The sequence below is a fragment of the Bacillus sp. FSL K6-3458 genome (genome assembly GCF_038005045.1).
Classification (GTDB): domain Bacteria; phylum Bacillota; class Bacilli; order Bacillales; family Bacillaceae; genus Bacillus; species Bacillus altitudinis.
Genome location: NZ_JBBOSI010000001.1, coordinates 905,758 through 918,050, shown reverse-complemented (window position 1 = coordinate 918,050; position 12,293 = coordinate 905,758). Strand labels below are relative to the sequence as shown.

12 protein-coding genes are annotated in these 12,293 nt (G+C 43.9%); 1 reads left to right on the top strand and 11 read right to left on the bottom strand.

Going from position 1 to position 12,293, the window contains the following annotated elements; translation table 11 throughout:
- Positions 1-95: 95 nt before the first annotated feature.
- Positions 96-1,394, bottom strand: coding sequence for an RNA polymerase factor sigma-54 (gene rpoN, locus MHH23_RS04705; RefSeq protein WP_024719845.1), 1,299 nt, complete (start codon positions 1,392-1,394; stop codon positions 96-98).
- Between the two features lie 70 nt (positions 1,395-1,464).
- On the opposite strand from rpoN, the gene yvfG reads away from it, so the two are divergent.
- Positions 1,465-1,680 carry a protein YvfG gene (gene yvfG, locus MHH23_RS04700; RefSeq protein WP_017359206.1) on the top strand — a complete coding sequence of 72 codons (216 nt, stop codon included), beginning with the start codon at positions 1,465-1,467 and terminating at the stop codon, positions 1,678-1,680.
- A gap of 24 nt (positions 1,681-1,704) precedes the next feature.
- On the opposite strand, the gene MHH23_RS04695 is transcribed toward yvfG, so the two are convergent.
- The 10 genes from MHH23_RS04695 to MHH23_RS04650 form a co-directional block, all read right to left on the bottom strand.
- A complete protein-coding gene (locus MHH23_RS04695; protein WP_045034032.1) occupies positions 1,705-3,030 on the bottom strand; it encodes an MATE family efflux transporter in 1,326 nt (441 codons plus the stop codon).
- Between the two features lie 63 nt (positions 3,031-3,093).
- The gene (locus MHH23_RS04690; protein ID WP_116306237.1) at positions 3,094-3,909 is read right to left on the bottom strand and encodes an ABC transporter ATP-binding protein; all 816 of its coding nucleotides are present in this window, start codon (positions 3,907-3,909) and stop codon (positions 3,094-3,096) included.
- A gap of 13 nt (positions 3,910-3,922) precedes the next feature.
- The gene (gene nikD, locus MHH23_RS04685) at positions 3,923-4,738 is read right to left on the bottom strand and encodes a nickel import ATP-binding protein NikD (protein ID WP_189337172.1); all 816 of its coding nucleotides are present in this window, start codon (positions 4,736-4,738) and stop codon (positions 3,923-3,925) included.
- Between the two features lie 4 nt (positions 4,739-4,742).
- Positions 4,743-5,576, bottom strand: coding sequence for a nickel ABC transporter permease subunit NikC (nikC, locus tag MHH23_RS04680; protein WP_039169186.1), 834 nt, complete (start codon positions 5,574-5,576; stop codon positions 4,743-4,745).
- On the bottom strand, positions 5,573-6,517 hold the full coding sequence (gene nikB / locus MHH23_RS04675) for a nickel ABC transporter permease subunit NikB (protein ID WP_039169185.1): 945 nt from the start codon (positions 6,515-6,517) through the stop codon (positions 5,573-5,575). The genes nikC and nikB overlap by 4 nt, the downstream gene beginning before the upstream one ends.
- An 18-nt stretch (positions 6,518-6,535) precedes the next feature.
- Positions 6,536-8,155 (bottom strand): nickel ABC transporter substrate-binding protein, encoded by a 1,620-nt coding sequence (gene nikA, locus MHH23_RS04670; protein ID WP_039169183.1) that lies wholly within the window; start codon positions 8,153-8,155, stop codon positions 6,536-6,538.
- Between the two features lie 164 nt (positions 8,156-8,319).
- On the bottom strand, positions 8,320-9,483 hold the full coding sequence (locus MHH23_RS04665) for a DegT/DnrJ/EryC1/StrS family aminotransferase (RefSeq protein ID WP_039169182.1): 1,164 nt from the start codon (positions 9,481-9,483) through the stop codon (positions 8,320-8,322).
- Entirely contained in the window at positions 9,480-10,169 is a 690-nt protein-coding gene (locus MHH23_RS04660; protein WP_340958992.1) for an acetyltransferase, read from the bottom strand. Before MHH23_RS04660 ends, MHH23_RS04665 begins: the two co-directional genes overlap by 4 nt.
- Positions 10,132-10,725, bottom strand: a complete 594-nt coding sequence (locus MHH23_RS04655; RefSeq protein ID WP_039169221.1) for a sugar transferase — start codon at positions 10,723-10,725, stop codon at positions 10,132-10,134. Before MHH23_RS04655 ends, MHH23_RS04660 begins: the two co-directional genes overlap by 38 nt.
- Positions 10,726-10,745: 20 nt before the next feature.
- The gene (locus MHH23_RS04650) at positions 10,746-12,275 is read right to left on the bottom strand and encodes an MATE family efflux transporter (RefSeq protein ID WP_340958991.1); all 1,530 of its coding nucleotides are present in this window, start codon (positions 12,273-12,275) and stop codon (positions 10,746-10,748) included.
- Between the last annotated feature and the right edge of the window lie 18 nt (positions 12,276-12,293).

Below are 12,293 nucleotides of genomic sequence, written 5' to 3'. Positions count from 1 at the left end.
CGTCTTCCCTTTTTTCAATTCTCAAGAAATCTTCTCTCACTCTTCCACTCATCAAAAAAGAAGCACATGCCATTGTTTCTGGCATGTGCTTCTTTTTAATCATATCGCTTCCGCAGCGTGGAAGACGGAAGGTTCATTTGTTCACGATATTTGGCAATGGTTCTGCGAGAGACGCGGATACCAAAGGTTTGCTGAAGCTGCGTCATGATTTGCTGATCCGAATACGGTTTTTTCTTATTTTCTGATTGAATCAGCTCTGCAATGTGGGTCTTCACTGTGTAGCTGGATGCTTCTTCAAGCGAATGCCCTTCTAGTTTCGCTTGGAAAAACTGTTTCATTTCCATTAACCCATAAGGAGTCTGCACCATTTTCCCTTTGACTGTTCGACTCACTGTCGACTCATGCACTTGTAATATATCTGCAACCCGCTTCATCGTAAGCGGTTTCATTTTATGCTTCCCGGTCAGGAAAAAATCAGTCTGTTGTAAGATAATCTCACGAACGACATTTGTCATCGTTTGTTTTCTCTGCTTCAGCGCTTGAACAAGCCAGTTGTACTGCTGATGCTTTTCCTTTAAATATGCATATGCTTCATGCCGCTTTTGATCTTGAATCATGGCGAAATACCCTTCATTCATTTCAATGTCCGGAAAAGCACGCTGGTTCAGCTCGAATGTGATGTGACCTCCCGCAGCTGTAATCAACACATCTGGTTCTATATACACATCCTGGTCTTCATAAGAGAAATGAAGGCCTGGTCTTGGTTCGAGAAGCGACACCTCATCTTGTATGGCTTGCAGGGTTTTCAACGGCATACCTGTTTTAGCTGCGATTTCCTTCCAAGCCTTCCTTGCGAAAAGAAAGAAATGCCCCTCGATGATCAGCTCTGCTTCATACCAGCGATCTTTTTTTCGTCTAAGCTGGAGCAGGATGCATTCTTGCAATGATCTAGCGCCAATACCGGCAGGCTCTAATGATTGAAGCTGATGAAGAACGGCCTCTACTTCTTCTGCCGAAGCCTGTAAAACAGCGGCCATTTGGTCAACCGGTTCATTTAAATAGCCATTGGAATCAATGGACTCAATCATGAATTGAAATATCCTTTGATTCTTTTCACTTAAATTCAAATCAATGGCCTGTCTCTTTAAATACATTTGCAGGCTTTCTTTTTGATGCGTACGATACGGCTCTGTCATTCGATCTTGCGTTCTTTTATGATAAACTGGTTGATAGCTGTCCGTGTCTTTCCGCTCAATCAGAGGGTTCTCAAGCGCTAACTGATCAAGATACTCACCCAGCTCTGCACAATTCAATTGCAGCAGCGTAATCGCCTGCCTGAGTTCTTGCGTGAGTACCTGCTTTAATACTAGTTCTTGTTGCAGTTTAAGGCTCATTGTCTCCCCTCCCTCTCATCATTTTACATGAAGATTGACGGACCGTATATACGAAATAGGAGTGATTTCCATGTCTGAACTTTTTTCCGTTCCATACTTTATCGACAATTTAAAACAGCACATTGCCATGAATCAACATGAAGACAAGATTCATGCCATGAACGCTTATTATCGTTCGGTGGTTTCTACACTTGTGCAGGACCAATTGACGAAAAATGCTGTTGTCTTGAAGCGAATTCAGCATCTCGATGAAGCGTACCAAAAGGTGAAAAAAGAAAGCGAATAAATGGACGAAAAACAACACCCTTTCTCATGATTGCAAAGGGTGTTTTTCATGCAGGAAAAGCTTTTGATCCAGCTTCGATTTGTACATCATCAAAAAGCCGGACCGCCCTACAGTATAAATGATAAAGGCAAACCATAGTCCGTGATTGTGCCATATCGGAATGACTGCCGCCTGAACAGCCACAAACAAAATCATCGCAAACAGCATTGAATTCCTAACAGGAGCAATTTCTGTCGCACCTGTGAATACACCATAAATCACCAAACCAAAGCAAGCAGCAAACGGATAAAGAACGAGCCAATCGGCATATTGCAGTGTCACATCAAGAAGCTGAGGCAAATTTGTAAACAGGCTCAAAATCGGTACTTTAAAGAAAAAGTAACCTGCCGCAATGACACATGCCATCACAACTGCCCATTGTCTCGAAAGGGTTAAAGTTTTATCATAAAGCGCTCGGTCATTCGCACCTACTGATCTACCGACAAGGATGCTGGACGCATTGGCAAATCCATCGAACAAATAGGCCATGATGTAGTGAATTTGAAATAAAATCGCATTCGCCGCCAATTGCTCTGTTCCGAAAGAAGCTCCCTTTGCTGTAAACATGTTGATCACAACAAGCAGACAGATCGTTCGGATAAACAAGTCTTTATTCACATGAAACATTTTCTTTACTGCACGTGTGTCCATCACCTGCTGGATAGAAGGCATCCGAAAACCGTTTGACGTATGCTTCAAGATGATCCAGGCCCCTAACACAAAAGCAGTGAGTTCAGAAATCAATGTCGCCGCTGCCACACCTTTGACGGCAAAAGAAAACGCATGAACTAAGATCAATGCCAAGATCATATTCATGACATTGATCAAAATTTGTAAAGAAAGGGCTTCTTTCATTTTTGCCATCCCCATCAGCCAGCCGAGTATGACGTAATTCATCAAGGTAAATGGCGCTCCCCAGATCCGAATGTGAAAATAGTCCGCTGCATATTCGCGCACATCAGCAGCAGGAGAGATGATCCATAATGCGGATTGAATAATGGGCCATTGAAGAGCAATAAAACAAAGTCCGACGATAATAGCTAGCAAAAAAGGCCTTAGAAAAGCAAGAACACCCTGCTCCTCGTTCTGCGCTCCGTTTGCTTGGGCGGCAAAAGCAGATGTACTTACCCGTAAAAAGCCAAACAGCCAGTACAATGTACTAAAAATGAGACTGCCGACTGCGACGCCCCCTATATAAGCGGGGTTGGCAAGCTGGCCAACAACTGCTGTATCGACAGCTCCAAGTAATGGCGTGGTCATCGTTGAAATGGTTAAAGGGATCGCCAAAGCTAAATATGCTCGATGGTTCACGATGCCACCTGCCTTTCATGAAAAATAGCCTCTCTTAAAAGAGGCATTGAGGGAATGAAAAAGTTAACGAACCGGCCTGCCAATCGTTCGAGACAAAGGGTGGCTGGCGAGCGTTGCCTCCTTCATTTTCAGCACAGCTGCGTGCTCTGATAGAAAGAAATCATCCTTCGATTGAAACTGAGCCACAAGTTCACCCTGATCAAGAATCGCTAATTGATCACTTAAATGATAGGCCGCTGTCAAATCATGTGTGATAAATAAGTATGCAAGCTTCAGCTCTTTCTTTAATTCGACTAACAAATCTAAAATGACTGCCTGCGTAACCATATCTAAGCTACTGACTGATTCATCCAGCACAATGAGCTTTGGCTGAAGCACCAGTGCTCTGGCGATGTTGATCCGCTGTAGCTGGCCGCCGCTAAATTGGTATGGGTACTTGGACAAATCCTGCTCACTGAGCCCTACTCTTTCTAACCAGTGAATGAGTATATGCTGACGTTTTTTACGGGTCATTGGTTCATAGTTTTCAAGCGGCTCAGATAGAATTTGTTCCACTGTCCACCTTGGATTCACCGCTGAATATGAATCTTGAAATACCGCTTGTACATGTCGGCGGAAATGCTGATGTGTCCGCTGATCTGCACGAATGATATCCTGACCTTCAAACAGAACTTGTCCGACCCTCGGCTTCTCTAGTCCAAGGATGATGCGGCCGAGTGTACTTTTCCCTGCGCCACTTTGACCTAATAATCCAAGACAAGTGCCTTCTTCAATGGTCAAATGAACGTTTTTCAGGACAGGGGTTCTCCCTTTTGTCCTCATCAGAAACGATCGGTTGCCATATGAATGACTAACTGCTTTCACTTCTATTAAATGCAACGGTCTTCTCACCTCAAATCGTGCAAACAGCTGGCATGGATGGACGAGCTGCTAAAAGTTTCTTTGTATAATCATGCTTCGGGTGTTCAAAAAGCTCAAGAACTTCAGCCTTTTCAACGATTTTTCCTTGTTTCATCACCACGACCTCGTCTGCCATTTCTGCAATCACACTAAGATCGTGGGTAATGAGCAAAATCGCCGTTCCGTATTCATGACGAATTTGATTCAAGTGCTCAAGCACCAGCTTTTGATTGTGTACATCTAATGCGGTTGTCGGTTCATCTGCGATGATCAGAGGCGGATGCATACAGGCAGCCATAGCAATCATGACACGCTGGAGCATCCCCCCGCTTAATTCAAAAGGGTATTTACTCAGTAATTGATCTGGATGCGGCAGATTCATTTTCTCTAAGGCTTTCATTGCCTGGACCCATGCCTGCCTTTTACTGACAGCTGTATGCCGGCGGATTGTTTCAATCAATTGATGTCCAATCGTCCATACAGGCGTAAAGCTATTCATTGGATTTTGCATAATATATGAAAGATCTTTGCCACGAATAGACCGCATATGCTGTTCACTCAAACCGATCAATTCTCGACCTTGTAGAGTGATACTGCCAGTCACTTCCGTTGTTTTTCGATCAAACATGTTTAAGATCGACATACTTGTCACCGTTTTTCCGCATCCGCTCTCACCAATTAATCCAACAATTTGACCGCGCTTTACCTCAAATGCTACTTCCTGAACGAGAGAAATGGTTCCTTGCGGTGTTTTCGTATGCACATGCAGGTTCTCTATGTTTAAAATAGACTCTTCCAACTGACTCATTCCTTTACACACGACGTTTGATGCCATATTTCTCTGAAAGGGCTTCTCCCAGTAAGTTGAATAGAATGACCACAGCCATAATCACAAGGCCCGGATAAAGCATCAGCTGAGGATTTGTTTGAATATAAGATTTTCCTTCATGGATCATCGCTCCCCATTCAGGCGTAGGTGGCTGAACCCCTAAGCCTAGAAAAGACATGGCGGAAATGTCCATAATCGCCCAGCCCATTTCAAGTGTGCCCACAACTGCGAGTGGCGGCAGTACATTCGGAATCATATGCTTTCTCATGATATTCCAATGGGAAGTACCGCTAATCTTCGCAGCTGCAATAAAGTTTTGTTCTTTTAAACTAAGGACCATCCCTCGAAAGACGCGAGCGTAATACACCCACTGCACAAGCATCAAAGCCAGCACCACTTGAGAAAGCCCCGGTCCAAAAATACCGACTAATCCAAGGATCAGTACCAAATTCGGAAATGCCATGACCCCGTCGCACAATCTCATCAAGACGTGATCGATCCAGCCGCCTTTATATCCAGATATCAGCCCTACGATTAAACCGATAGATAGAGAGGAAACAAAGATTAACAACGCACAGCCTAGTGAAATACGAGCACCATATAGAATACGAGATAAATTGCATCTTCCCAATTGGTCGGTGCCTAGAGGATACTCCCATGAAGATCCCTTTAGTTTCATTGCAAGATTAACAGTCGCCGGGTCATGTGGAGCGATCCATGGTGCACATACCGTCACAATGAGCAGGAGACCGAGCAGCACCACACAGATCGAGATCATCTTTTGATGATAGAAGAGGTGTTTTACTTTTGTCATCATGGCTGGCGGCCTTCCTTTCTAGAAATACGGGGGTCAATGAGCAGCTGAAGGAGATCAACCATCAAGCTACTTAAGATAAAGATACACGCCGCCATCAACACATAAAATTGAATGACCGGCAGATCCCGGTTAAAGATCGCTTCAATAAAAAATCGTCCAAATCCAGGCCATGAAAAAACAGCCTCTACAATAATAGTCCCTGTGAGCAGCTTGCCAAGATTCACGCCAAGTCCTGTCAGCATCGGTGATATCGCCATTCTGAAGACATGTTTGAACATAATCGCTTGTTCCTTTAACCCTCTCATTCTCGCATATTGAACAAAAGGCTCGTGAAGCGTCTCACTCACACTCGCTCGTAATAATCTCGTATACATCGCAATTAACGGCACAGCCAGGGTAATGGATGGCAGTACAAGATGTTCCCATGTACCAACACCTTCAACAGGTAAAAGGTCGAGTTTCACTGAAAAAAAGAAGATGAGCAAATATCCCAAAACAAAGGTCGGGATAGATGCTCCTAGGAAGGAAATCATCCGGCTCACATGATCTACAACGCCATTTTTTCTCAACCCGCTGAAAAAGCCCAGTGGAATACTGACACAAATTGCGATCAGCAGACTAGTGAACGCCAATTGAATCGTCGCAGGTATTCGATAGATCACCTCATCAAGCACAGGCTGATTGGTCATATACGACCGCCCAAAATCAAGACGGACGACTTTTCCAATCGTATGAAGGTACTGCATGTAAAAAGGTTCATCTAAACCAAATTCACTTCGTTTTTGGGCTAATACCTCATCAGTAGGCTGAATATGAGCCGCTGCTAAATATGCCTCCGCTGGATCAACTGGTGACAGATGAATCATGCCAGTTGTGAACAGTGTGGCTAGTAGAAATACAGGAATGATGGATAACATTCTTTTGATGATATAGCGGCTCATTTGCTTACCTTCCTTCTGTTACTTCAGCTTGATGCCTGTGAAAGGATGTTCATCTCGATTCGCAGGGAAATCAAAGTCCTTCACATCTTTTTGATAAACAGCTGTCTTTTTAAAATAAGAGATTGGCACAATCGCCCCTTGATCTTGTAAGGAAGATAAGACGGACGAATAAAGTGCTTTGCGTTTGTTTTCATTAGTTGTTGATGGAATCTCTGTCATTTCTTTGATCAGCTTATCTTTATTCGGATACGCTGAGATCGCCTCTTTGAATCCAAAACCATCTGATGAGACAACGTTCATAAATGTATGCGGATCATACGGCGCTCCATAATTGCTAAAGAAGTTCATATCAAATTTGTTCGCTTTAAATCGCTGAACCTGCGTCGCCAGCTCGACACCTTCAAGTTTGACGCCAACCCCAATGGCTGCCCATTCTGCCTGCAGTGTTTCAGCCATTGTTTTTTGAATCGATTCTGCTGAGTCATACATCATACTAAACTCAAGCGTTTTTCCGTCTTTTTCGCGTATGGTTTTTCCTTTTGGAAGCGTCCAGCCTGCTTCATCCAGTAAAGCCTTCGCTTTGTCCACATCATATTGGAAAGATTTCACCCGGATGCCTGACGTATATGGCATGTTTGTCGGCAAGATGTGATCCGCTACATCCTCTAAGCCAGATGTCACACCTTCCACCAATGATGTTTTATTGATCGCATACTGAAGCGCGTGACGCACTTTCTCATCTGACAGCTGATCGACTTTTGTGTTCATGACAAGCTGTCTAGTGGCTATGGGCTCTGACATCTTCGTTTCATACTTGCCGCTCGCCTCTAATTGTTTAAAAGCATCGAGGCTAATCGTTCCTTCTCCATAAAGTAAATCTACATCGCCTTTTTCAAATGCCATCACTCTTGTTTCGGCATCTGGAATGACCTTCACTTTGATTTCTTTGACCTTTTGTTTCTCTCCCCAGTAGTGGTCATTTCGTTCAAAAATCGCGTAATCATCTTTTTTGTACGTCTTTAATACCCAAGGACCTGTCCCCACTGGTTTTTCGATTCCTTTTGATGTATCTCCGTTTTTCGGAAAACCTGCTTCGCCTAGGAAACGAACGGGGCGCACAACAGCTAACTCTTGAACAGTTGGATAATAAGGCTCAGTTAATGTGAGTTTAAACGTTTGCTTGTCCACTGCTTCTGTCTTTTTGATTTTCTTTATGACACCTAACCAGCTATGTACTTCTTTGTTTTTTAAAATCGTATCAAAATTCTTTTTCACAATGTTCGCATTAAATTTAGATCCATCTGAGAACGTGACATTGTCTCTAAGATGGAACGTATACACCTTGCCATCCTTGGAAACATCCCATGATTTTGCTAATTCAGGTTTAAGCTTTCCATTTTTTTGATAGCTCACCAATGGTTCGTAAATCATGGATTGGGCAAACAATTGTGATGGATTGTATATGTGCGGATTCATTTCGCCAATATCTCTTGGCCATGCCATGGTGATCATATCGGGATGATCCTTGTCTCCACCTGCTCCATTATTTGCTTGAGAACAGCCTACTAGTAAGAAGATCAGTAGGATAGGTAATATTGTATTTATTTTAATTTTCAGAAATTTATTCCAAATAAACATAAGTTGCTCCCCCTAATTGATGCTGATAATCATTTTCATTTTAAGGAGGAAGGACTCTGTTGTCAATATCATATTTGATACGAAATGACAATATACATTCCTTATTATTCCACAAATTAAGGGATTTGTTAAAAAGAGAGGCAGGCTGCTGATGAACGAGCAGCCTATGAGGAGGGTAATGCTTTCTTTTGCAGGGCGTTGTACAGTGTATCAATGACAAGCTCCTGTTCTGCGTCTGTCATGCTTGTACCAGATGGCAGGCAAAGACCTGTCTCAAATAACAACTCAGATGCAGGGACTTCATCGGCTGTTGTATAAAAAGGACAACCATGAAAGAGCGGCTGCTGATGCAGCGGCTTCCATACACGCCTTGCTTCGATCTGCTTTTGTTCTAAAGCATCTATCATCTCTACTGGAGACATCTGTACATGATGATCAATGGTGAATGTGGTCAGCCAGCGGTTCGATGTGGTTTCTTGATATTCTGGCATAAATTGAAGGCCTTCAATATCGGCTAAAGCATCTTGATAATGCTCGAAAATGCGGCGTTTTTGCTGAACACGCTCCTCTAACACTTCCATTTGTGCGATTCCTACACCTGCGAGCAGGTTGCTCATCCGATAGTTATATCCCTCCTCTTGATGTTCATAGTGTAGGGCATGTTCTCTTGCCTGTGACGCGAGAAATCGGCAGCGGTCGATGGCTGCTTCATCATCACTGACAAGCATTCCGCCTCCTGATGTTGTAATGATTTTATTTCCGTTAAAAGAGTAAACACCGAACCTGCCCATTGAACCGCTTTTTCTTCCTTTGTATATACTGCCTAACGATTCAGCCGCATCTTCAATGATTGGCACATCATATGCCTCACACACCGCTATGATTTCATCCATTTTCGCACTTTGTCCGTATAAATGAACGACAATAACCGCACGGGGTCTTTTCCCAAGTCGTTTTGTTTCAGCGAAGGCTTTCTCTAACGCTAGCGGACACATATTCCATGTCTCTTTTTCTGAATCAATAAAAACAGGCGTCGCTTGTTCATATAAAATAGGATTTGCACTGGCAACAAATGTGAGAGTGGAACAAAAGACCATATCTCCCTTTTGAACGCCAATGAGTTTTAAGGCAAGGTGAATGGCTGCTGTACCTGAAGACAATGCCGCTCCACTCTTCACGCCTGCATAATCCGCGACCACTTGCTCAAATTCATTTACAAGCGGTCCTAATGGTGCAATCCAATTGCTTTTAAATGCCTCCTCTATTTTCTTCTGTTCTTTTCCACTCATATGAGGAGGAGATAAGTAGATTCGTTTCCTGTCTCTCATGATTTCCCACCTTCTCTTCGATCTTTGATCTCAATTGCAGGAACGCCTACGGCGACTTTCTGATCATGTATATCTCGGGTCACTGCCGCTCCTGCGCCGATCACTGCCCAGCTTCCAATGGTTCTGCCAGGTATGACAGCAGCCCCAGCTCCAATATGAGCACCCTCTCGCACAGAGACACAGCCGGTGAGCACAGCTCCCGGAGAAAGATGCGTAAAAGATTCGAGAAAGCAGTCATGCTCCACGATAGAACCGGTGTTGATAATGGCATGCTCACCAATTACTGCATCTGCTTGCACAACAGCCCTTGCCATCACAACCGTTCCCTGACCAATCTTCGTTGACGAGCTCACAACTGCCTCTGGATGAATCAGTGTGGCAAATGCCCTCTCTTCAAATGCGAGACGTTCTTTGATCCTCTGTCTGATTTCGTTTTGCCCAATGGCAATCAGCCATTGCATATCAGGTATTTCATCTCTTACCTTTTGACTCATAGAAACCGGACCATACAGAATGCCGGTTCGAGTGTCAGCCTCCTCAAATCGATCGTCTAATACAGCGCACAATGAGTAATCAGGATGCAAAAAAATCAACTCCTGAATGACCTTGCTGTGTCCGCCAGCCCCTATTAAGCCAATGGGCTGCTCTTTACGTATCGGTTCCTTTGAATTTTTCAGCTGTTGCATGATTTGGCTGCTGCACCCCTTCTGTTTTGATGACTTTCAGCAAGGTCATCCATAAGATTTTCATATCGAGCCAAAACGATTGGTGCTCTACATACCAGAGGTCATAGGTGAATTTCTCCTCCCAAGAGAGAGTATTCCTCCCATTCACCTGGGCCCATCCAGTGATACCAGGCTTCACAAGATGACGCTTCGCTTGCTCCTCTGTGTACATTTGTAAATACTCCATTAAAAGCGGTCTTGGTCCAACGAGACTGATTTCCCCTTTGAGTACATTGACAAGCTGCGGCAATTCATCAAGACTGAGCTTACGAATAAAGGCGCCGGTTTTTGTTAATCGAAAATGGTCTGGAAGCAGTACGCCATGTTCATCGCGTTCCTCGGTCATCGTCCGAAATTTATAAAGCATAAACGGCTGTCCGTACAAACCAGGCCGTTCTTGTCGAAACACCACAGGCGCTCCGATTTTCCACCGAATGAGTCCATAGATGAGAAGGAAAAGGGGGCTGCCTGCGATGAGCAGGGTCAAAGCCACGACCACATCTATTATTCTTTTCATCATTGCTTCTCCTTTCCACACTAGCGAGAGACAGATCGTTCAATAGCAGCTTGTTTCACCTTACGCATGAGCTGTATCCGCTCTTGTTTTGTTCCTGCAAATTGATACAAATAGCCTAAGTAGAGAACGAAACATATTCCGCCAATACAAAATAGCTCCCACCATCTCGTCACATCATACACAGCCTGAATGCCGGCACAGATCCCCCATATGAATAGAGCCCCAAACAGCGGAACGACTGTATGTTTGTAAAAGATGGTACTTTTCTGTTTCGTGATCTTGGCTGTATACAATGGGAGAAAGACGATATTTTTCATCAATAAAACAACGGCCCCTGCTGATGCAATGCCATATAACCCAAGCTGAAGTAGGTGAGTCAGTCCATAGGCGAACAGGACATTGGAACCGCCTAATATGAGTGTCACAACCGCCGGCACTTTAAATCGGTTAAAGGCAGTCGGTACATAGGTCAGCGGTAAAAACATCAACGTGAAACACAAATAAGCCGCATGAATCATCAGCAGCCATTTTAGCTCCTCAAAGGCTGGTCCAAGCCATAACAGCATGAGCGGACCGGCAAGACCTCCTAACAGAGCCGCGGGGAATGCCACAAATAAACCACTCCATTTCATGGCATTGGCGGCGTATTGAATGAGCCCCTGCTCGTCTTGATTTGAATATAATTTTGTGATCGTTGGCGCAAACACAACCGCAAGTGTCCCTGCAAGGGTGCGCAATAATAATGGAAATTGTAAAATGGCGGCATACTGTCCAGTCGCTTCTGCCCCAATCAGTAAGTTGGTCATCAATAAATCGATTTGTAAAAACAACAAAATGCCCATTTGCTCAAATGAATGCCACACCCCTGATCGAACTAGCGTGAGACTTGAAGATAAAGAAACGTACCGCCACTTAAACGAAAACCAAGGAATGAGTTTCTTAAAATAATAGAGACCCATTCCCAAAGCGGCGAAACTTCCCATAACGGCTGCAAGCGGAATATGCCAAATGGCTGGTGTCGTCACGGTAAATAACAGCACAATCACAAGCGCTCTGCCAAACATCTGAATGGCCTGTCCAACACTCGATACATATAATTTGTTCGCATAAAACGGTGCCGCCCCAATACCAGACATGACGAAATTGAGCATAAATAAAAGACCCCCTAACACAAAGGCGATCTGTGTATCTTTTGCAAGATGAGCAGGCACATGGAGCCAGTCAACCAGCTGCTGAGACATGAATAGACAAAGTAAAAAAAGACAGATGGATAAAAAAAGAGAACTGACAAAATAGGAAGCGAGATAGCGCTGCGCTTGTTCCATCTCTCCTTTATGAGCCGCAACAGAAAAAAAACGCACCACCACAGCACTTAATGAAGCCGTAATAACCGATAAATAGTTGATCATATTTTGCGTCAGATGAATCACACCAAACGCTTCCACTCCAAGTGTATGAACAATGTAAGGCGTTAAACAAACAGACATCAGCATCATCAAGAAAAACGTCATCACATTTGCACTGACATTGTAAAGAAACGCACGGTTCATGGTGATTTCACGCAGTGT